Genomic DNA, 19,807 nt, shown 5'->3' with positions numbered 1-19,807 from the left:
CGGAGTACTGGATTCCCCGCCTTCGCGGGGAATGACACCGCGAGTGCGGCTGCTTTTTGAAATGCCTCACGCCCCCTCGAACTGCAGCCTCGCCAGCCTGGCATAGAGCCCGTTCGCCGCCACGAGCTCGGCATGCGTGCCCTGCTCGACGATCTTGCCGTGCTCCATCACCAGGATGCGGTCGCAGGACAAGACGGTGGCGAGACGATGGGCGATCACCAGCGTGGTGCGGTGGCGCATCAGCTCTTCCAGCGCGGTCTGCACCAGCGTCTCGCTCTCGGCATCGAGCGCGGAGGTGGCTTCATCCAGCAGCAGCAGCGGCGCATCGCGCAGGATGGCGCGCGCGATCGCGATACGCTGGCGCTGGCCGCCTGACAGCGTCACGCCGCGCTCGCCGAGCGGGGTGTCGAAACCTTCGGGCAGGCGGCGGATGAATTCGGCGGCGTGCGCGAGCTCGGCGGCGCGCTCGACCTCGGCATCGGTCGCATCGGGCCGGCCGAAGCGGATGTTCTCGCGGGCGCTGGCGGCGAACACGTTGGATTCCTGCGGCACCAGCGCGATACGGCAGCGGAAATCGCGGGGATCGGCGGACTTCACCGGCACGCCGTCGAGCGAGATCGCGCCATTGCGCGGATCATAGAAGCGCAGCAGCAGATGGAAGATCGTGCTCTTGCCGGCACCGGAGGGACCGACGATCGCGACCTTCTCGCCGGGCCGCACCGTAAACGACACCGCGTCGAGCACGTTGACGTCGGGACGGGCCGGATAGGCGAAGCTGACGCGGTCGAAGCCGACCTCGCCGCGTGGCGGCACCGGCAAAGCGCGCGGTGCAGCGGGCGCTGCGATCTCGGGCGGCACGTGCAAAATCTCGAACAGGCGCTCGGCTGCACCCGAGGCCGCCGAGACCTCGCCCCAGACCTCGCTGAGCTGGCCGAGGCCGGCGGCGGCAAAGGCCGCATAGAGCACGAACTGGCCGAGCCGGCCCGGCGTGATGGCACCGGTGAGGACGTCATGCGAGCCGATCCAGAGGATCGCGACCACGCTTGCGAATACGATGAAGATGATGATGGCGGTGAGCACGGCGCGGGCCTGGGTCGAGGTGCGCGCCGCCTCATAGGCCTGCTCGACCTCACCGCCGAAGCGCTTCTCGGCGAAGCCCTCGCTGGTATAGGCCTGCACGGTGCGGATCGCTCCGACCAGCTCGCCCGCATAGGCGGAGGCATCGGCGAGCGTGTCCTGCGCGTTGCGCGACAGCCGGCGCACCCAGCGCCCGAACGCGACCAGCGGCAGCACGATCAAAGGTATCGCCAGCAGCACGAAGCCCGACAGCTTCGGGCTGGTGATCACCATCATCGCGGCCGCACCGAAGAACATCATCAGATTGCGCAGCGCGATCGACACGGAGGCGCCGACGGCGGACTTGATCTGGGTGGTGTCGGCGGTGAGGCGCGAGATCAGCTCGCCGCTGCGCGCGGAATCGAAGAAGGACGGCGACAGCGACAAGAGATGCGCGAACACGTCACGGCGCAAATCGGCGACGATGCGCTCGCCGATCGTCATCACGAGGTAGTAGCGCGCAGCGCTCGCCAGCGCGAGCACGGCGACGACAGCGATCATCACCGAGAAGTAGCTGTTGATCAGCTCGATGCCCTCGGGCGTCAGGCCGAAATCGATCATCCGGCGCACCGCGACCGGCACCAACAGCGTGGTCAGCGCCGCGATCGTGAGTGCGACGAAGGCGAGCGCGGCCCGGCCGCGATAGCGGCTCACATAGGGCGCGAGCGCCAGCAACGGCCGCAGCTTCGCGCGCCCCTTGGCGGGTTGCTCGATCAGCTCGGTCTCGATCGACGGGGCTTCCGCCGGCGCGGTGTCGCGCTCGTCGCGGTACTGGTCGTCAAGCCGTTCCACTGCGCTCATGAGATCGGACCCTAGGGACAATCACCCCCACATAGGCCGCAGCACGGGGAGTGGCAAATCCGGGATGTCCCTTAGGGGGCGGCCCGGTTCTCAAGTCCCCACAATGGCTTGTTTTAAGGGGGCCTGTGGGGTATAGACCCGCCCAAATCTGTCATTCGCTAGCCACCCAAGAAGGCGCCGGCGCGCCGAGGAATTGCCATGAAAGCCGAAATTCACCCGAATTATCATACGATTACGGTCGTGATGACCGACGGTTCCGAGTACCAGACCCGCTCCACCTGGGGCAAGGAAGGCGACAAGCTGCACCTCGACATCGACCCGAAGTCGCACCCGGCCTGGACCGGCGGCAACGCCCAGATCATGGACCGCGGCGGCCGCGTCTCGCGCTTCCAGAAGAAGTTTTCGGGCTTTCTCAAAAAGGATTGATCCGGCCTGCAAGGCTGGAGACGAAAAACGCCCCCGGAGAGCCGGGGGCGTTTTTGTTTTTAGGGCCGTCATTGCGAGGAGCACTTGCGGACGAAGCAATCCAGACTGCCTCTGCGGAGACTTTCTGGATTGCTTCGCTTCGCTCGCAATGACGGGGATAGAACGCTAGCGCAGGCAAATGGCTGTAGGGCGGGCAAAGCGAAAGCGTGCCCACCAACCTTGATTGCGATGCTGAAAGAGAGGGCACGGCGCTTTGCGCCTTTGTCCACCCTACGAGAGCTGGACCTTACCGCTCGAACGCGGCCTTCAGCGCGTTGAGGTGCGGCACCAGCGGGTTGCCGATGGCGACATGTTCGGCCGGCGGGGTGTGGATGGTGGTGTCGAGACGGCGCACGCGGGTCTGCAAGCTCATCGAGCGATGGATCAGTTCCTGGAGCTGCGAGGGCAGCTTCTCGATGGTGTCGGCGGGGCCGGGATCGGCAGCGGTGAGCTTGACCTTGGTCTTCTCGCGGTTGGCCTGCATCAGCGTCATCTCGCCTTCCTTCACCGCGCGGTGCAGCAGCAGCCACGAGGCGAGCTGCATCAGACGGGTGGTGAGGCGCATGCTCTCGGTCGCGTAGGTGAGGCTGACGGCGCGATCGAGCGCCTTGGCCTCGACGCGGCCGGCGCCGTCGAGATACGCGGCGGTCTCTTCAACCAGATCCATGCCCTCGCGGAACAGCGCGCCGAACGCCGCAGAATTGGTGAACCGCTCGCTGAGTTGAACGAGAGCACCTTCGGCTTGCAAACGTTCCATGGTTAACGCCCCTTACGCAACTGTTTACCGGTCCGGCTTTGGCGCCGGATTATGATGAACAAATCATTGCGCGGGCGAGACGCGGAGTCCAGCGACAAGCGAGGATATGGTTTCCGCGGGTCATTCCTCGGAATTCAACCAGTGTGAGAGGCAAAAAAAGAGCCGCCGGAGACCGGCGGCTTTGAAAGTTGATAACAGGGAGGCGTCAAACAGAGTGGACAGGAGCCACTCGGTGTCCAAACGAGGACAGTTCCAGTCATAAACCCGAAAGCTTAATTGACCGTAAACGAGCTAATTTTTTGAGGGTTCGTTAGCCATGTCGGCCGCTGGCCGAGTGGCGGTGCGGAACAATTTCGCAGTCATCGTACCGGGCAAGTTAGGCAGCGGGCACTTCTGCACGGCTGGCGCAACACACTCCGCTGTCGTCCCGGACAAGCGTAAGCGCCGATCCCGGACCCATAGCCACAGGCAGATGTGGTGACGGGACTCGGAGTTGCCGGCGTCGCGCGACGACTTCACCCTGTGCGTATGGGTCCCGGATCGGCGCGCGCTTGTGGCGCGCTTGTCCGGGACGACAGCTGTTGGTGTGGCAACTACGACTTGAAGAAACTGTTCGCCGCATCGCGCGAGGCGCGCTTCTTGGTGGCGGCTTCTTCGAGCCTTGCGATCTCGGTCTTGAGCAGCGCGACGCGCTCGGTCAGTTCCTCCACTGACAAGAGTGAGAGATCCTGTCCGATTTCGTGCGTGACCTTCTTGCGCGGGCGGTCGTCGTCTTCCATCGCCATGTCGTTCCTCCTGCGTTCGCGCCTGCCGCACCCCTGAGGCGGTTGCCAGCTTGGGCGGCGCTGGCTAAGCAATGGCCTCGTTTCCTCCCGCACCTTTGCTCAAGGACACATCATGGACAAGCTGCCCGCGCAAATGACCGTGGTCGCCATCTCCAAGCCCGGCGGACCGGAGGTGCTGGTGCCGGAACAACGCAGCCTCCCGCAGCCCGGTCCCGACGAGATCCTGGTCAAGGTGATGGCCGCCGGCGTCAACCGGCCCGACGTGGCGCAGCGCTCCGGCGCCTATCCGCCGCCGCCCGGCGCCAGCGACCTGCCCGGCCTCGAGATTGCCGGCGAGGTGGTCGCGGTCGGCAGCAACGCCAAGCGGCACAAGATCGGCGACAAGGTGATGTCGCTGGTCGCCGGCGGCGGCTATGCGCAATACTGCATCGCCCAGGATGCCCAGGCCATGAGCGTGCCGCCGGCGCTGTCGATCAAGGAAGCCGGTGCGCTGCCGGAAACCCTGATGACGGTCTGGCACAACGTGTTCGAGCGCGGCGGGCTGAAAGCCGGCGAGACGCTGCTGATCCATGGCGGCTCCTCCGGCATCGGCACCATGGCGATCCAGCTCGCGAAAGCGTTCGGCGCAAAGGTGTTCGTCACCGTGGGATCACAGGACAAGATCGACGCCTGCCTCAAGCTGGGCGCCGACCGCGCCATCAACTACAAGACCGAGGACTTCGTCGCCGTGGTCAAGGAAGAGACCAACAAGGAAGGCGTCAACCTGATCCTCGACATGGTCGCTGGCGATTATGTCGACCGCAACTATGACGCCGCCGCGGTCGACGGCCGCATCGTCCAGATCGCGACCCTCAATGGCCCCAAGGTCACCGTCAACATCGCCAAGGTCATGGTCAAGCGCCTGACCCATACCGGCTCGACACTGCGCCCCCGTAGTAATGCGGACAAGGCGGCAATGGTGGCCGCGATCGAACAGAAAGTGATGCCGCTCCTACGCGAAGGCCGCATCAAGCCGGTGATGGACAGCTCTTTCCCGCTGGAAAAGGCCGCCGACGCCCACCGGCGCATGGAAACGAGCGCACATATTGGCAAAATTGTGTTGGAGGCCTAGGCCAGCGGCCCACAGGGGACGCCGGAAACCCTTTGATTTTCCTCGCTTTCGTGGCATCTATCGCGACGCACCGAACCAATTCTGTCCGGTGTGAAATCGTCTTCCACCGAAGAGTTGCGTCGAACGCGGAGAACTGGCCTTGCGTCTGATCAGGTGCCTCGCGCCCATCGCGCTGGGCCTCATGATTCTCGTCGCCGCGTACCCCGCGCGCGCGCTCGACGCCGTCAGCGTCCGCAGTGACGCGCCCGCGATCGACCTCACCGGCGTGCTCGAGCATCAGCGCAGTGATGCCGACCGCATCCAGGTCTCGACCGCGCCCGGCACCGACGGCATCGTCCGCCGCATCGAGGTGCGCGCCCGCGAGGGCGGGCAGAACTGGGTGGTGTTCGCGCTCGCCAACAACACCGACGACCAGCTCGACCGCCTGATCGTCGCGCCGCACTACCGCATCGTCTCCTCGGGATTGCTCTGGCCCGACCTCGGGCTGTCGCGCATCGCGACCATCACGCCTTCGATCGGCGACCGGCCCGAACGTCAGGAAAGCGCAACCGCGGACGTGTTCCGCATCACGCTCGATCCCGGCGCCGTTGTCACCTTCGTCGCGGAGCTGCGCACCGACAAGCTGCCGCAGCTCTATCTGTGGGAGCCGGAAGCCTACAAGGACAAGGTCAACTCGTTCACGCTGTACCAGGGCATCGTGATCGGCATCTCCGGGCTTTTGGCTCTCGTTCTCACCATTCTGTTCGTGGTGAAGGGCAGCATCATGTTCCCGGCCGCCGCAGCGCTGGCCTGGGCGGTGCTGGTCTATATCGGCGTCGATTTCGGCTTCTGGGGCAAGGTGCTCGACATGTCGAACAACGCCGAGCGCATCTGGCGCGCGGCGGGCGAGGCGATCCTGGCGGCGACGCTGCTGGTGTTCCTGTTCGCCTATCTGAACCTCAGTCGCTGGCATGTGCGCTATTCGCACATCACAGTGGGCTGGCTGGCGTTCCTGGGGTCTCTCGTCGCGCTCGCGCTGTTCGATCCGGCCGTCGCCTCCGGCATCGCGCGCATCTCGCTGGTGCTGATCGCCTTCGCCGGCTTTGCGCTGATCGTCTATCTCTCGACCCACGGCTTCGACCGCGCGGTGCTCTTGATCCCGACCTGGTTCCTCCTCGTGGTCTGGGTGGTCGCGGCCGGCATGACGGTGGCGGGCTCCGTCACCAACGACATCGTCGGCCCCGCCCTGCTCGGCGGCCTCGTGCTGATCGTGATGCTGATCGGCTTCACGGTGATGCAGCACGCCTTTGCCGGCGGCGGCGCCACCACCGGCGTCGTCTCCGACATCGAGCGGCGGGCCCTGGCGCTGGCCGGATCCGGCGACCTGATCTGGGACTGGGACGTGTCCGCCGACAAGGTCTTCACCAGCCCCGAGACCGAGGCCCTGCTGGGACTGAAGCGCGGTACGCTGGAAGGCCCGGCGGCCTCCTGGTTAGAGGTGCTGCATCCGCTCGACCAGGACCGTTTCCGCGCCGCGCTCGACAGCGTGCTCGACCAGCGCCGCGGCCGCCTGGTGCAGGATTTCCGCCTGCGCACCCCGGACGGCCATTTCATGTGGTTCGCGCTGAAGGCACGCCCGGTGGTCGGCTCCGACGGCGAGGTCTCGCGCGTGGTCGGCACCCTCACCGACGTCACCGAGCTGCGCAACGCCGAGGAACGCCTGCTGCACGATTCCGTGCATGACAACCTCACCGGCCTGCCCAACCGAAAACTGTTCATGGACCGGCTCGGCGGGGTCGCAAACTTCGCCAAGACCATGCCGACGCTGCGGCCGACGCTGATGGTGATCGACCTCGACCGCTTCAAGCAGGTCAACGATTCCGTCGGAATAGCGGTCGGCGATTCCATCCTGCTGACGCTCGCCCGCCGCCTCACCCGCATCCTGAAGCCGCAGGACACGCTGGCCCGGCTTGCCGGCGACCAGTTCGGCCTGATCCTGCTGTCGGAGCAGGATCCGGCGCGGATCACCAATTTCGCCGAGACCATCCGCAAGACCATCCGCGCGCCGATCGCCTTCAACGATCGCGAGATCTTCCTGACGGCTTCAATTGGCCTTGCGCTCTCCGATCCGCAGGTTCAGCTGACGGACGAGATCATCAAGGACGCCGAGCTGGCGATGTATCATTCCAAGCGCATCGGCGGCGACCGTATCGATGTGTACAAACCAGCAATGCGCGCGCGAAAAACCGACCGGCTGACGCTGGAAAGCGAATTGCGCCGCGCCATCGAGCGGCAGGAGATCACGATCCTGTATCAGCCGATCGTGCGGCTGGAGGATCGCTCCGTTGCCGGCTTCGAGGCGCTGGCGCGCTGGGATCATCCGAAGCTCGGGCGCATGGCGCCGTCGGAGTTCATCTCAATCGCGGAAGAGACCGGCCTGATCGTCGACCTCGGCATGTTCGTGCTCGACCAGACCGCCAAGCAGCTTTCGGTGTGGCAGCGCGCGATGCGCTCGCGCGAGCCGATCTTCGCCTCCGTCAACGTCTCCTCGCGGCAATTGCTGCGCCACGACCTGATCCACGACATCCGCACCGTGCTGTCGCGCTCTTCGGTGGCGCGCGGCACGCTCAAGCTCGAATTGACGGAATCGCTGGTGATGGAGAATCCGGAGCACGCAGCCCAGATGCTGACGCGCATCCGCGAGCTCGGCACCGGGCTGTCGCTCGACGATTTCGGCACCGGCCATTCCTCGCTGGCCTATCTGCAGCGCTTCCCGTTCGACACCATCAAGATCGACCAGTCCTTCGTGCGCACCACCAACCGCGGCACCCGGCCGGTGATCCTGAAGTCGATCATCGCGCTCGCGCACGATCTCGGAATGGACGTCGTGGCGGAAGGCGCCGAGACCGATTCCGACGCGGTCGAGCTCTACCAGATGGGCTGCGAATACGCGCAAGGCTTTGCCTTCGGCGAGCCGATGGACGCGGATGCGGCGATGCGCCTGCTCACGGAAGTGCGGCTGGAAGCGGCGAGCTGAGCGCTCGACTCTCGCGCAATATCAAACCGTCATCCTGAGGCGTGAGCCATGCGACGCGAAGCGGCGCTTGGCGAGCCTCGAAGGATGAACGGCCGGGATGCAGCCGGGCCGTCGCCCTTCGAGGCTCGTCCTGCGTTGCAGGACGAGCACCTCAGGATGACGGCGAGAGATTCTGGCGCGCCGCATCAACCTCGAGGTCGGCAGCTTCGTAGCCGCACTACCGCCGCCGCTCGCTCTTCTTCCTGAACCGCACGCTCTGGCCGTCAGGCATCCGTGTCGCCACGAAGCCGGCGGCGAGGCAGGCTTCGCGCTGCGGCATCTGGATGTCGGGGCTGCGCAAACTGTCCCACCATGAGGCACGATTGGCCGCGCGCGGCAGGGCCGCGCCGATGATCTCCTCGATCTGTTCGAAAGTCAGCACGAATTCGGCCTGCTTCTGCCGCAGCAGATAATCGCGCAACGCGTCGTAGTCGTTCACAATCGTCCTCTCGTGCCCGGAGATCTGACCTGCCGAAAATCGTCAGCCGCATCAACCGATTCTTAACTCATTGCGGCAGCGCCGTACCAGCTTAAACACTGCTCAAGGTTTCGGGCGCATCCATCAGGGTCGGGAGCAAACGATGCTGTCTGGATGGCGCGAAGTCATGGCCCGCCGGCCATGGCGGATTTCGGCGAAGCTGCTGATCATCTCGTCCGTGGTGACGGTGATCGGCTTTTCCGCCATTTGCGTCAACGTCATGCTGGACATGCGACGCGGCGAAGAGGCGCTGGCCCGCCAGACGCTGGAAAACCTCGCCACCACCATCGAATCCGACATCAGCCGCAACATCGAGATCTACGATTTGTCGCTGAAGGCGGTCGCCGGCAACATGCTGCTGCCGGAGCTCGCCACAGTCTCGAAGCCGGTCCGGCACCTGATCCTGTTCGATCATGCGACCACAGCCCGGCATTTCGGCGCCATCCAGGTCTATGATGCGGAGGGCAGGCTGACCATCGACGCATCCACGCTCGACCCGCCCTCCGAAAACCGCGGCGACGAGGACTATTTCAGGGTTCATCGCGACAATCCCGGCGCCGGTCTCTTCATCAGCCGCCCGATGCTGTTCCGCGGCGCCTATTCGATCGTGCTGAGCCGGCGCATCAGCGACACCGACGGCGGCTTCATGGGCGTCGTCGCGGGCGCGATCCGCTTCAGCTATTTCCACGAATTGTTCGAGCGCCTGAGCCTCGATCCCGAAGACACCATCACGGTGCTCAAGCGCGACCGCACCATCATGATGCGGCGGCCGTTCGACCTCGACGTGATCGGCAGGAACCTGAACGACCGTCAGAACTGGAAGGCCGACAATCTCCGCGCCGGCGGCTCCTATGCGGGGCAAGGCCCCGTCGACGCCACGCCGAGGCTCTATGTTCGCAGCAGCAACGGCGACAGTCCGCTGTTCGTCGTGGCCGGCAAGCCACTGAGCGCGGTGTTCGAGCTGTGGCGGAAGGAGGCCTATCGAATCGGCGCCGTGGTGCTGGCGCTGATCGTGTTCATGCTGGCATCGACGCTCGTGCTCGCGCGCGAGATCGGGCGGCGCGCCGAGGCCGAGCGCAAGCTCGAGGAGCTGGCGACGACGGATGCGCTCACCGGATTGAAGAACCGCCGCAAGTTCGACGCCGTCATCGACGTCGAATGGCGGCGCGCCATGCGCCAGAAGACGCCGGTCGCGCTGCTGATGATCGATGCCGATCACTTCAAGGCCTACAACGACACGTTCGGCCACCAGGCCGGCGACCAGGTTCTGGTCGGCATCGCCATCTGCATTTCCGACTCGGTGCGGCGCGCCGGCGACTGCGCCGCGCGCTATGGCGGCGAGGAATTCGCGGTGCTGCTGCCGGACACCACGGCCGCCGACGCCTTCAAGATCGCCGAGACGATCCGCCTCAAGGTGCAGGGCTGGTCCGACGACCAGGCGGCATCGACGGTGTCTTGCGGCATCGCCAGCCTCGTCCCCGCCGCGGGCATGGACTGGACGATCCTGGTCGCCGCCGCCGACAAGGCGCTCTACGCCGCAAAAGCCGGCGGCCGCAACCAGTCCGTGGTCGCAAGCCTGCCGAAGCTGTCGCTGGTGGCGTGAGGGATTCTCTCCCCGTCATTGCGAGGAGCTCTTGCGACGAAGCAATCCCGACTTTCTCCGCGGAAAGATTCTGGATTGCTTCGCTTCGCTCGCAATGACGCCGGGAACTACCGCCCCAGATACTTCTTCATCTCCGCGATCAGCCCGTCGCGCAGTTCGGGGCGCTGCAGGCCGTAGGCGATGTTGGCGCGGAGGAAGCCGGGCTTGGAGCCGCAATCATGGCGCTCGCCCTCGAACTCGACGCCGTAGAATTTCTGCGACTTGGCGAGGCCGATCATGGCGTCGGTGAGCTGGATCTCGCCGCCGGCGCCGCGCTCCTGGGTCTCCAGGATCTTGAAGATCTCCGGCTGCAGGATGTAGCGGCCGGTGATCGAGAGGTTGGAGGGCGCGGTGCCCTTGGCCGGCTTCTCGACCATGCCATCGACCTCGAACATCTTGCCGGTGCGCTTTCCGACGCCGCAGATGCCATATTGATGGGTGAGATGGTCGGGCACCGCCTCGACCGCGATCAAATTGGATTTCTCGCCGAGCGTTGCGGCCGTCTCGATCATCTGCTTCAGGCAGCCGGGCGTGTTGAGCACGAGCTCGTCCGGCAGCACCACCGCGAACGGCTCGTTGCCGACGATGTCGCGCGCGCACCAGACCGCATGGCCAAGGCCGAGCGGCGCCTGCTGGCGGGTGAAGCTGACGGCGCCGGCGTCCGGCTGGTTCTGCGCCAGAATCTCCTGCTCGGCCTTCTTGCCGCGCGCGGCCAGCGTCGCGTCGAGCTCGAACATCCGGTCGAAATGATCCTCGATGACATTTTTGTTGCGGCCGGTGACGAAGATGAAGTGCTCGATGCCGGCCTCCCTCGCCTCGTCATAGACGTACTGGATCAGCGGCTTGTCGACGATGGTCAGCATCTCCTTCGGCATCGCCTTGGTGGCGGGCAGGACGCGGGTGCCGAGGCCGGCGACGGGGAATACGGCTTTGCGAATTTTCATGGGATCGATCGAATACCTGAGGACATGCGTGACGGGAGCAATGGCATCTTGCTAGCTTGTTTGCAGCCGCTAACAAAGGCGGATGTGGGGCCTCGCGCGTGCCGAGTTAAGAAAAAAGCAGCCACTAAAATTTCACCTTTGTTAAGCTATTGGCAACCGGTACCGGGCCTCCTGATGGCGGATTTTTGGCCGGACGGGTGGGACATGATGCAATCGATGGCAGGGCTGGCAAAACGTGCTGGATTTGTGACCAGCAGATTGGTGATTGCGGCGGTCTTGTTGCTGCCGGTTCACGCGCACGCACAGGCACAGAACGGACTGTCGAACCTGTTCGGCAATATTTTCTCCAGCACGAATCCCGCGCCCTCACAACCGGCACCAAGCCCAGGCGGCGCCCAACCCTGGAGCGGCGAGGACGGCGCCTCCGGCCATCCGCTGATGACGGCCGCCGCGATCCGCGAGGCGGCCTCCAATTTCGACAATTGCGTTGCCGGCATGTGGCCCGATGCCGCACGGCGCGGCATCACCCAGGACAACTTCCAGCGCTTCACCGCGGGCCTCAGCCCCGACCTGCGCATCATGGACCTGATGGACTCGCAGCCGGAGTTCACCAAGTCGATCTGGGATTATCTCGACATCCTCGTGAACGACAACCGCCTCGCCAAGGGGCGCGAGGTGCTCGCCAAATACAAGGCGCAGTTCGACGCCACCGAAAAGGCCACCGGCGTCGATCGCACCATCATCGCCTCGATCTGGGGCATCGAGTCCAATTACTCGACGCAGATGGGCGATCGCAGCGTGCTGCAATCGACCGCGACGCTCGCCTGCATCGGCCGCCGCCAGGCCTATTTCAAGGACGAATTCCTCTCCGCGCTGGAGATCCTCAACCGCGGCGATCTGCGCCCGGAGCAGATGCGCGGCTCCTGGGCCGGCGCCTTCGGTCCGACCCAGTTCATGCCAACGGCGTTCAAGCGCTTTGCCGTCGACGGCGATGGCGACGGACGGCGCGACGTCGTCGACAATCCCACCGACCTGATCGCCTCCACCGCCAACAACCTCAAGAAGGACGGCTGGCAGGCCGGCCAGACCTGGGGCTTCGAGGTCGTGGTGCCGCAAGGGTTCAACTACATGCTGGCCGACCGCGCCAAGGCGATGACGATCGCGCAATGGGAGAAGCTCGGGCTGAAGCGGGCCACAAGCCAGCCCTTCCCGCACCCGGCCGAGAAAGCCTATCTGCTGGCGCCGGCGGGCGCGCAAGGGCCGGGCTTCCTGATGCTGCAGAACTACCGCGTCATCATGAAGTACAACCCGGCCGAGGCCTATGCGCTGGCGATCGGCCATTTCGCCGACCGCCTGCGTGGAGGGCAGCCCTTCGTGCAGCCCTGGCCGCGCCAGGAGCGCGAACTGTCCCGCACCGAGCGGCTGGAACTGCAGCAGCTTTTGGCCCAGCGCGGCTTCTACAAGGGCACCCCGGACGGCCAGTTCGGCGGCCAGACGAGGGAGGCGCTGCGCAACTTCCAGGCCTCGATCGGGGTGCCCGCGGACGGATTTGCCTCCTCCGACGTGCTGGACCGGCTGCGCGGGCGGTAAAATCGCGCCGAAAGTAACCCTGAACAGGGATTTTGCCCGGCGGCCTTGACGGGGGCGGCTGTTCCCCGGTGTATGGCGCAAGAATCTGCGAAAGAATCTGCAAGAGAATTTGCATGAAAATCTGCAATGGAATCTGCCCGTTTGGCGCCGGATTCCGTTATTATGTTGGTCCTGTTCCGATCCCATTGCGCGTGCCCGAGATCGCATGTCGAAGAAGTCCCTGTTCAAGGCGCTGACCGAGACCGGCCCGCTGATCGCGCTGGGGACGGCGCTCGCGATATTGGTCTCGGTCGCGGGTCCCGCTTCCGCGCAGTTCTTCAACTTCCCCGGCTTCGGCGGCCCGCCGCAGCGTTCGGCCCCGCCGCCGCGCCAAGGCGGAGGCGGCGGTGGATGGTTCGGCGGCGACTTCTTCGCGCCATTCCAGCAGCAACAGCAGCAAGCCCCGCGCCAGGATTTTTCGCGCGCGCCGGCACCGGCCAAGCGCGACACCACGCCTGACAAGAACGTGCTGGTGATCGGCGACGCCATGGCCGACTGGCTCGCCTACGGCCTGGAAGACGCCTACACCGAGCAGCCCGACATGGGCGTGATCCGCAAGCACAAGACCACGTCCGGTCTGATCAAGTACCAGCCGAAGGGCGAGCCTTCGGACTGGACGGCAGCGGCGAAGGGCATTCTCGAGACCGAGAAGCCCGACGTGATCGTCGTCATGCTCGGCCTCAACGACCGTATCGCGATCCGCGAGCCCGTCGCCGACAAATCGGACAAGGCCTCGGACAAGGACAAGAAGAACGACAAGGGTGCGCGCGCCAAGCCACCGGCGAAACCGGGCGATGCCAAGCCCGACACCGCCGCCAAGCCGGACGACAAGCCTGCCGATGCCGACCTGCCGCAGGATGACGCGGACGCCGACGCGCCCGCGGCCGCGCCGGAAAAGACGGCGCGCAATCCGAACGGCCTCTACGAATTCCGCGACGAACGCTGGGTCGAGCTCTACACCAAGAAGGTCGAGGAGCTGGCCAATTTGCTCAAGGCCAAGGGCGTGCCGGTGCTCTGGGTCGGCCTGCCCGCGATCCGCGGACAGAAGGGGACGGCCGACATGCTGTTCCTGGATTCGCTCTATCGCGAGGGCGCAGCCAAGGCCGGCATCACCTATGTCGATGTCTGGGACGGCTTCGTCGACGAGGCCGGCCGCTTCCTGCAGAAGGGCCCGGACTTCGAAGGCCAGATTCGTCAGCTCCGTAGCTCCGACGGCGTCTACTTCACCAAGCCGGGCGCGCGAAAACTCGCCCACTATGTCGAGCGCGAGATCACGCGCCTGCTGGCGGGACGCTCCGGCCCGATCGCGCTGCCGAGCGAGCCTGCGACGCCCGACACCAGCGCCGAGCCCGGCAAGCCGGCGCCGCGGCCGCTGGCCGGCCCGATCGTGCCGCTGGTCGCGGCCTCGATCTCGACCGATCAATTGCTGGGCGGCCCGGGCTCGCGTCCCGCCGCCATCGATGCGCTCGCCGCGAAGACGATGGTGAAGGGCGAGCCGCTGACAGCCCCCGCAGGCCGCGCGGACGATTATGCCTGGCCGCGCCGCGAGGTCGGCCGCGAGCAGGCCAAGGGCGATACGCCGATGGCGGCGACGACGCCCGACGGCAACGCCGCTTCTCCCAATGCATCAGGGGCAGCCGCTGCGATCGCCCCGCCCAAGCTCGCACCGAAGAAGCCGCCGGCCCCGCCGCAGCAGCCGGCGCAGGCCGCGCCGTCATTCCGCGATTTCTTCGGCTTCGGCTCGCCGCAGCCGGCACCGCGTCAATTCTCGCCCGCACCTGGGCCGCGCAATCCGGCGCAGAATCCGAATCCTGCGATCCCGCGGCCGCCCGGCAATGTCGGGCGCTCGGCGGAAGTCCGGTAATCGATCTCTGTTGATTTGAGATGTCATTCCGGGGCGCGCGAAGCGCGAACCCGGAATGACGTGGCAGGTCGCTCAGCCGTAATAGCGCCAGCGCGGCGGCGGACGGCGAGCGGGACGCGACATCAGAAGCGCGAGCGCAAAGCCGATACCGCCGGCAACGAGCAGCGCGCCGAGCGGGTTGTCCCGCACTTTCTTCGACAGCGCCTGCGTGCCATCGCGGAAGGTATCGCCGCTGTTCTCATAGGCGTCCTTGGCGTAGCTCGTCGCGGTATCCGCAGCATCACGCACGGCATCCTTGGCCTGGCCGTAGAGATTTTGCACCGTGCCCGCTGCTTCGCGCGCGTTGCCCGACGCCTGCGTCTTGGCATCGCCTGCCATCTCTCCGACTGCGTCTTCCGCGCGTCCGGCGAATTCCTTGGCTGATCCGACAATCCGATCCGTGTCCATAATGCTCCTCCTCGGGGGTCAGCCCAAGTAACCGACCAGGAGCAGCGCAGTTCCAAGGGGATCAGAGAATGAGCCCGCCATCGACGACCAGCGTCTGACCGATGATGTAGGACGACAGCGGCGAGGCCAGGAACAAGGCTGCGCCCGCCATGTCGGCCGGCGTGCCCAACCGTCGCAGCGGAATGCGTGACAGCGCCGCTTCGAGCCGCTTGGGATTGTCGGTCGTCACCTTCGTCATCTTGGTGTCGACGAGGCCGGGCGCGATGCCGTTGACGCGGATGCCGTCCTCGGCCCAGGCCTCGCCCAGCGTCCGCGTCAGTCCGACCGCGCCGGTCTTCGAGGCATTGTAGGCGGGATTGCCCATGGTGGAATGATAGGCCGCGGTCGAAGACACCATGATCAGAGCGCCCTTGGCATCCCGCAACATGGAATGAAATCGCATCGCGCAAGCCATCAGGCTCATCAGATTGACCTCGACGACCTTGCGGAAACCGCTCATCTCGAATTCGCCGCGACGATAGATCACCGCGCCCTGTGCGAGCACCAGGATGTCGAGGCGATCGAACGACGGCTTGAATGCCTCGATCGCAGCGGCATTGCTGACGTCGAGCTGCGCGTAAGCAAGACCGTCGAGGTCGGAGCCTTCGTCAGCTGAATATTCCGCTGCGTGAGCACGCGTGCCGCAAACGGCAACAGCTGCGCCCCTGGCGCGAAAGGCTTGTGCGATGCCGTTGCCGATGCCGCTGGAACCGCCGACGACCAGCACCTGCTTGCCCGAAAAATCCAGCTCGTTCGCCATCGCGGCCTCCCCTTTTGTTTTGCTTGTTTGACCTGTCTGCGGATCGATGCCAGCCTTGTCAATCTCATAACAATAAACAACACGCCGCGAGGAAACAGCATGTCCGAGTTCAGGGTGCTCAGCCGGTCCGTGAAGGGCCTCACCGTTCTCGTCACCGGCGCGGCGAGCGGCATGGGGCGTGCGACCGCGCGCGTGTTCGCCACTGAGGGCGCGAATGTTGCCGTCACCGACTATGACGAGCACGGCGCGCTAACCGTTGCCAAGGAGATCGCGGCGAGCGGCGGCTCGGCGAAGGCCTGGAGGCTCGACGTCGCCGACGGCGGCGAGATCAAGCGCGTGGTCAGTGATGTCGCTGCGCATTTCGGCGGGCTCGATATCGTCGTCAACAATGCCGGCATCTCCGTGCGCGTTGCAATCGACGACGAGACTTACGAGGACGCCTGGGCCAAGGCCATCGCCGTGATGCTGACGGCGCATCCGCGCATCATCCGCGCCGCGCTGCCGCACTTGCGCAAGTCGAAGAGCCCGCGCATCGTCAACATCGCTTCCACCGAGGCGCTCGGCGCTACCGCGCTGCACAGCCCCTATTCGGCAGCGAAGGGCGGCGTCGCGAGCCTTACCCGTTCGCTGGCGGTCGAGCTCGGCCGCGAGGGCATCACCGTCAACTGCATCTGCCCGGGCCCGATCCGCACCGCCATCACCGACCGCATTTCCGAGGAGCACAAGGCCATCTACGCCAAGCGCCGCACCGCACTCGGCCGTTACGGCGATCCTGAAGAGGTCGCGCATATGACGCTGAGCCTTTGCCTGCCGGCGGCGTCGTTCCTCACGGGCGCGGTGATCCCGGTCGACGGCGGACTGATGGCGCGGAACGCGTGAGAGGCATGCGCGCCGCGCGTTGACAACTCCGAGTGCAGGAGTAGCTTTTTCGCAGGCAGAGCGGGACCAACCGCTCGCGGTTCGCGGGAGAGAACACCATGACGATCGCCATCCGGCAGCTTCAGAAGTATTTCGTCGGCGAGGTCTCCGGCCTCGATCTGCGCAAGCCCCTCACCGAGGCGGAGGCGCGCGAGGTCGAGGCTGCCATGGACAAATACGCGGTGCTGGTCTTTCACGACCAGGACATCACCGACGAGCAGCAGATGGCCTTCGCCCTGAATTTCGGCCAGCGCGAGGATGCACGCGGCGGCACCGTGACCAAGGAGAAGGATTACCGGCTGCAGTCCGGCCTCAATGACGTTTCCAATCTCGGCAAGGACGGCAAGCCGCTGGCGAAGGACAGTCGCACGCATCTGTTCAACCTCGGCAACTGCCTGTGGCATTCCGACAGCTCGTTCCGCCCGATCCCGGCTAAATTCTCGCTGCTGTCGGCGCGGGTGGTGAATCCGAAGGGCGGCAACACCGAATTCGCAGACATGCGCGCGGCCTATGACGCGCTGGAGGAGGAGACCAAGGCGGAGATCGAGGACCTCGTCTGCGAGCACTCGCTGATGTATTCGCGCGGATCGCTCGGCTTCACCGAATATACGGATGACGAGAAGGAGATGTTCAAGCCGGTGCGGCAACGGCTGGTGCGGACCCATCCCGTGCATCGCCGCAAGTCGCTTTATCTCTCATCGCATGCCGGCAAGGTCGTCGGCATGAGCATGCCGGAGGGGCGGCTGCTGCTGCGCGATCTCAACGAGCACGCGACGCAAGCGGAGTTCGTCTACGTCCACAGATGGAAGTTGCATGATCTCGTGATGTGGGACAACCGCCAGACCATGCACCGCGTCCGCCGCTACGACCAGTCCCAGCCCCGCGACATGCGCAGGGCGACGGTTGCGGGGACCGAGCCGACGGTGCAACAGCAGGCGGCGGAGTAGGCGCTACTCAGCAACCGGTGTCATCGCCCGGCTTGACCGGGCGATCCAGTACTCCGAGACAGTTGTGATAGAGCCGATAGGCTGCGGCGTACTGGATGCCCCGGTCAAGCCGGGGCATGACAGCGAGGGTGAGGCACGACAGCGGAGGCAGGCCGACCAGCAAAGAATGTGGCGCCAGCTACGCGTGTCCCGCCTCGTTCGAGAGCATGCCGGGGTCGATGCCGATCTTGCGCAGGGCGCGGTCGTACTTCTCGTCGACGTCGTCGCCGAAGATCAGGTCCGCATCCGCATCGCAATGCAGCCAGCCATTGCTCTGGATCTCGGTCTCGAGCTGACCCGGCGCCCAGCCGGCATAGCCGAGCGCGAGGATGGCGTGCTTGGGGCCGGAGCCGTTGGCGATCGCGCGCAGGATGTCGACGGTCGCGGTGAGGCAGACGCCGTCATCAATCCGCAGCGTCGCGTTCTCGATGTAGAAGTCGCTGGAATGCAGCACGAAGCCGCGGCCGGTATCGACCGGCCCGCCGCGCAGCACCTTCATGCTTTCGGCATTCTCCGGCAGCTTGATGTGCTCGCCCTTCTTGATGATGCCGAGCTGCTGCAACAGCTCGGGGAAGTCGATGCTGCCGGCGGGATGGTTGACGATGATGCCCATGGCACCTTCCGCCGAATGCGCGCAGAGATAGATCACCGAGCGCTCGAAGCGGGGATCGCCCATCACGGGCATCGCGATCAGGAGGCGGCCGTCGAGATAGCCGGCTGAATTGGGAAGCGCAGGGCCCGCCTTGCGGGTGCTTTCGCCCGTCCTCTTGCCTGTGGGAGCCATCGGTGAAGCACTCCGGTTTCAATTCCTATCCTGATGTTGGACCTGGCCGCTGTCAAATCAAGGCTTGCAGAGATTTGATTCGAGTGCCTCCATCACAAGCAATTCAATGGTTTGCCCCGGGGTGACCCTGTAAAGACGTGCCATGCTCACACAAGTTCCCCCGCGTGCGGCGATCGGCGTCGCGACAGCCCTGCTTGCGTCAGTGCTGGCCATGACTGCCCATGCCGACGACGCCTCGCCGTGGCAGCGCGACGGACATTCCGCAGTGCGGCTGCTGGCGGGATCGCGCAGCGGCGCCGTGCTGCTCGGCGGTATCGCCTTCCAGCTCCAGCCGGGCTGGAAGACCTATTGGCGCATGCCCGGCGATTCCGGCGTTCCGCCGCGATTCGACTTCTCGAAATCCGATAATGTCGAAGCGGTGACGGTGATGTGGCCGGCGCCGCTGAAGTTCGACGACGGCGCGGGCGGCCATTCGATCGGCTATCACGACCAGATCGTGCTACCCCTGCGCATCGTCGCCAAGTCCGCCGACAAGCCGGTGACGCTGCGAGCCGAGATCAACTACGCGGTGTGCGAGAAACTCTGCATTCCCGTCGAGGCCAATGCCGAGCTCGGCTTCAACAGCGTCGCCTCGACCGAAGATGCGAACCTGCGCGCGGCGCTCGACACCGTGCCGAAGCCCGCCACGATCGGCGATCCCAATCCGCTCACGATTCGCGACGTCAAGCGTGACGGGCCCAAGAACGTGGTGGTCGACGTGGTCGCCCCGGCGGACGCGCGCAACGTCAACCTGTATGTGGAAGGTCCGACGCCGGACTGGGCGCTGCCGATTCCCGCGCCGGTCGCGCACAGCCCGCCGGGGGTGAAGCGCTTCTCGTTCGAGCTCGACGGGCTGCCGCCGGGCGCCAAGCCCGACGGCGCCGCGCTGAAGTTCACGCTGGTAGGGCCTGACAAGTCGTACGAGTTCAATACGAATCTGGAGTGAGTGTCGTCCGAACGGCAACTGAGTTACCCCGCTGGCACCACACATTCACCGTCGTCCCGGACAAGCGTAAGCGCTGATCCGGGACCCATAGCCACAGGGCGTGGTTTGGCGAAGACTCGTGGTTGCCGGCGCGCGCTCCAACTGTGCTCCCTGTGGTTGATGGTGTGGACGGCCCCCTACGGCATCAGGTGTGCCAGAATGAGGTTGTCACACACCCATTCACAGGAGCCGTCCGTGAGCC

The 19,807-nt window shown here is 65.3% G+C and carries 17 protein-coding genes; 9 read left to right on the top strand and 8 right to left on the bottom strand.

Annotated features, from left to right (window positions below):
- Window positions 1-66 precede the first annotated feature (66 nt).
- A complete protein-coding gene (locus GGD63_RS38125) occupies window positions 67-1,917 on the bottom strand; it encodes an ABC transporter ATP-binding protein/permease (protein ID WP_183250233.1) in 1,851 nt (616 codons plus the stop codon).
- Window positions 1,918-2,115: 198 nt separating this feature from the next.
- On the opposite strand from GGD63_RS38125, the gene rpmE reads away from it, so the two are divergent.
- Window positions 2,116-2,343, top strand: a complete 228-nt coding sequence (gene rpmE, locus GGD63_RS38120) for a 50S ribosomal protein L31 (protein WP_183250231.1) — start codon at window positions 2,116-2,118, stop codon at window positions 2,341-2,343.
- 286 nt (window positions 2,344-2,629) lie between these two features.
- On the opposite strand, the gene GGD63_RS38115 is transcribed toward rpmE, so the two are convergent.
- Together GGD63_RS38115 and GGD63_RS38110 are read right to left on the bottom strand one after the other, a co-directional pair.
- Window positions 2,630-3,139 carry a DUF1465 family protein gene (locus GGD63_RS38115; protein WP_183250229.1) on the bottom strand — a complete coding sequence of 170 codons (510 nt, stop codon included), beginning with the start codon at window positions 3,137-3,139 and terminating at the stop codon, window positions 2,630-2,632.
- A gap of 593 nt (window positions 3,140-3,732) precedes the next feature.
- Window positions 3,733-3,924 carry a DUF1192 domain-containing protein gene (locus GGD63_RS38110; protein WP_183250227.1) on the bottom strand — a complete coding sequence of 64 codons (192 nt, stop codon included), beginning with the start codon at window positions 3,922-3,924 and terminating at the stop codon, window positions 3,733-3,735.
- A 112-nt stretch (window positions 3,925-4,036) separates the two neighbouring features.
- Between GGD63_RS38110 and GGD63_RS38105 the strand changes: the two genes are divergently transcribed.
- Both GGD63_RS38105 and GGD63_RS38100 read left to right on the top strand, forming a co-directional pair.
- Window positions 4,037-5,035 (top strand): NAD(P)H-quinone oxidoreductase, encoded by a 999-nt coding sequence (locus GGD63_RS38105; protein ID WP_183250225.1) that lies wholly within the window; start codon window positions 4,037-4,039, stop codon window positions 5,033-5,035.
- A gap of 139 nt (window positions 5,036-5,174) precedes the next feature.
- Window positions 5,175-8,051 (top strand): EAL domain-containing protein, encoded by a 2,877-nt coding sequence (locus tag GGD63_RS38100; RefSeq protein WP_183250223.1) that lies wholly within the window; start codon window positions 5,175-5,177, stop codon window positions 8,049-8,051.
- A gap of 217 nt (window positions 8,052-8,268) precedes the next feature.
- On the opposite strand, the gene GGD63_RS38095 is transcribed toward GGD63_RS38100, so the two are convergent.
- On the bottom strand, window positions 8,269-8,529 hold the full coding sequence (locus GGD63_RS38095) for a hypothetical protein (protein ID WP_183250221.1): 261 nt from the start codon (window positions 8,527-8,529) through the stop codon (window positions 8,269-8,271).
- Between the two features lie 142 nt (window positions 8,530-8,671).
- On the opposite strand from GGD63_RS38095, the gene GGD63_RS38090 reads away from it, so the two are divergent.
- Window positions 8,672-10,171, top strand: a complete 1,500-nt coding sequence (locus GGD63_RS38090) for a diguanylate cyclase (RefSeq protein ID WP_183250203.1) — start codon at window positions 8,672-8,674, stop codon at window positions 10,169-10,171.
- A gap of 107 nt (window positions 10,172-10,278) precedes the next feature.
- Here the strand turns inward: GGD63_RS38090 and GGD63_RS38085 are convergent, their stop codons facing one another.
- A complete protein-coding gene (locus GGD63_RS38085) occupies window positions 10,279-11,154 on the bottom strand; it encodes a UTP--glucose-1-phosphate uridylyltransferase (RefSeq protein ID WP_183250202.1) in 876 nt (291 codons plus the stop codon).
- 204 nt (window positions 11,155-11,358) lie between these two features.
- Here GGD63_RS38085 and GGD63_RS38080 point away from each other — a divergent pair, with 204 nt between their 5' ends.
- Entirely contained in the window at window positions 11,359-12,744 is a 1,386-nt protein-coding gene (locus GGD63_RS38080) for a lytic murein transglycosylase (RefSeq protein WP_183250200.1), read from the top strand.
- Between the two features lie 205 nt (window positions 12,745-12,949).
- Window positions 12,950-14,647 carry a DUF459 domain-containing protein gene (locus GGD63_RS38075; RefSeq protein WP_183250197.1) on the top strand — a complete coding sequence of 566 codons (1,698 nt, stop codon included), beginning with the start codon at window positions 12,950-12,952 and terminating at the stop codon, window positions 14,645-14,647.
- 72 nt (window positions 14,648-14,719) lie between these two features.
- On the opposite strand, the gene GGD63_RS38070 is transcribed toward GGD63_RS38075, so the two are convergent.
- Together GGD63_RS38070 and GGD63_RS38065 are read right to left on the bottom strand one after the other, a co-directional pair.
- The gene (locus GGD63_RS38070; RefSeq protein ID WP_183250195.1) at window positions 14,720-15,094 is read right to left on the bottom strand and encodes a CsbD family protein; all 375 of its coding nucleotides are present in this window, start codon (window positions 15,092-15,094) and stop codon (window positions 14,720-14,722) included.
- Window positions 15,095-15,155: 61 nt separating this feature from the next.
- Entirely contained in the window at window positions 15,156-15,893 is a 738-nt protein-coding gene (locus GGD63_RS38065; protein WP_183250194.1) for an SDR family NAD(P)-dependent oxidoreductase, read from the bottom strand.
- 99 nt (window positions 15,894-15,992) lie between these two features.
- Here GGD63_RS38065 and GGD63_RS38060 point away from each other — a divergent pair, with 99 nt between their 5' ends.
- Both GGD63_RS38060 and GGD63_RS38055 read left to right on the top strand, forming a co-directional pair.
- Complete coding sequence (locus tag GGD63_RS38060) at window positions 15,993-16,772, top strand: SDR family NAD(P)-dependent oxidoreductase (protein WP_183250192.1); 780 nt, start codon at window positions 15,993-15,995, stop codon at window positions 16,770-16,772.
- 98 nt (window positions 16,773-16,870) lie between these two features.
- Entirely contained in the window at window positions 16,871-17,758 is an 888-nt protein-coding gene (locus GGD63_RS38055) for a TauD/TfdA family dioxygenase (protein WP_183250190.1), read from the top strand.
- A 178-nt stretch (window positions 17,759-17,936) separates the two neighbouring features.
- On the opposite strand, the gene GGD63_RS38050 is transcribed toward GGD63_RS38055, so the two are convergent.
- Entirely contained in the window at window positions 17,937-18,581 is a 645-nt protein-coding gene (locus GGD63_RS38050; RefSeq protein WP_183250188.1) for a YqgE/AlgH family protein, read from the bottom strand.
- Between the two features lie 142 nt (window positions 18,582-18,723).
- On the opposite strand from GGD63_RS38050, the gene GGD63_RS38045 reads away from it, so the two are divergent.
- Window positions 18,724-19,566, top strand: coding sequence for a protein-disulfide reductase DsbD domain-containing protein (locus GGD63_RS38045; protein ID WP_183250186.1), 843 nt, complete (start codon window positions 18,724-18,726; stop codon window positions 19,564-19,566).
- Window positions 19,567-19,807 lie beyond the last annotated feature (241 nt).

Source organism: Bradyrhizobium sp. cir1 (genome assembly GCF_014198245.1).
GTDB lineage: Bacteria > Pseudomonadota > Alphaproteobacteria > Rhizobiales > Xanthobacteraceae > Bradyrhizobium.
Note: the sequence above shows the minus strand (reverse complement) of the source record. Positions and strands in the feature narration are given on the sequence as shown.

What these genes read in the sequence shown, in the direction of transcription:
- GGD63_RS38090 (WP_183250203.1), top strand. Translation starts at nt 8,672, where the DNA reads ATGCTGTCTGGATGGCGCGAAGTCATGGCCCGCCGGCCATGGCGGATT.
- GGD63_RS38125 (WP_183250233.1), bottom strand. Translation starts at nt 1,917, where the DNA reads ATGAGCGCAGTGGAACGGCTTGACGACCAGTACCGCGACGAGCGCGAC.
- GGD63_RS38060 (WP_183250192.1), top strand. Translation starts at nt 15,993, where the DNA reads ATGTCCGAGTTCAGGGTGCTCAGCCGGTCCGTGAAGGGCCTCACCGTT.
- GGD63_RS38065 (WP_183250194.1), bottom strand. Translation starts at nt 15,893, where the DNA reads ATGGCGAACGAGCTGGATTTTTCGGGCAAGCAGGTGCTGGTCGTCGGC.
- GGD63_RS38075 (WP_183250197.1), top strand. Translation starts at nt 12,950, where the DNA reads ATGTCGAAGAAGTCCCTGTTCAAGGCGCTGACCGAGACCGGCCCGCTG.
- GGD63_RS38105 (WP_183250225.1), top strand. Translation starts at nt 4,037, where the DNA reads ATGGACAAGCTGCCCGCGCAAATGACCGTGGTCGCCATCTCCAAGCCC.
- GGD63_RS38055 (WP_183250190.1), top strand. Translation starts at nt 16,871, where the DNA reads ATGACGATCGCCATCCGGCAGCTTCAGAAGTATTTCGTCGGCGAGGTC.
- rpmE (WP_183250231.1), top strand. Translation starts at nt 2,116, where the DNA reads ATGAAAGCCGAAATTCACCCGAATTATCATACGATTACGGTCGTGATG.
- GGD63_RS38045 (WP_183250186.1), top strand. Translation starts at nt 18,724, where the DNA reads ATGCTCACACAAGTTCCCCCGCGTGCGGCGATCGGCGTCGCGACAGCC.
- GGD63_RS38080 (WP_183250200.1), top strand. Translation starts at nt 11,359, where the DNA reads ATGATGCAATCGATGGCAGGGCTGGCAAAACGTGCTGGATTTGTGACC.
- GGD63_RS38115 (WP_183250229.1), bottom strand. Translation starts at nt 3,139, where the DNA reads ATGGAACGTTTGCAAGCCGAAGGTGCTCTCGTTCAACTCAGCGAGCGG.
- GGD63_RS38070 (WP_183250195.1), bottom strand. Translation starts at nt 15,094, where the DNA reads ATGGACACGGATCGGATTGTCGGATCAGCCAAGGAATTCGCCGGACGC.
- GGD63_RS38085 (WP_183250202.1), bottom strand. Translation starts at nt 11,154, where the DNA reads ATGAAAATTCGCAAAGCCGTATTCCCCGTCGCCGGCCTCGGCACCCGC.
- GGD63_RS38110 (WP_183250227.1), bottom strand. Translation starts at nt 3,924, where the DNA reads ATGGCGATGGAAGACGACGACCGCCCGCGCAAGAAGGTCACGCACGAA.
- GGD63_RS38050 (WP_183250188.1), bottom strand. Translation starts at nt 18,581, where the DNA reads ATGGCTCCCACAGGCAAGAGGACGGGCGAAAGCACCCGCAAGGCGGGC.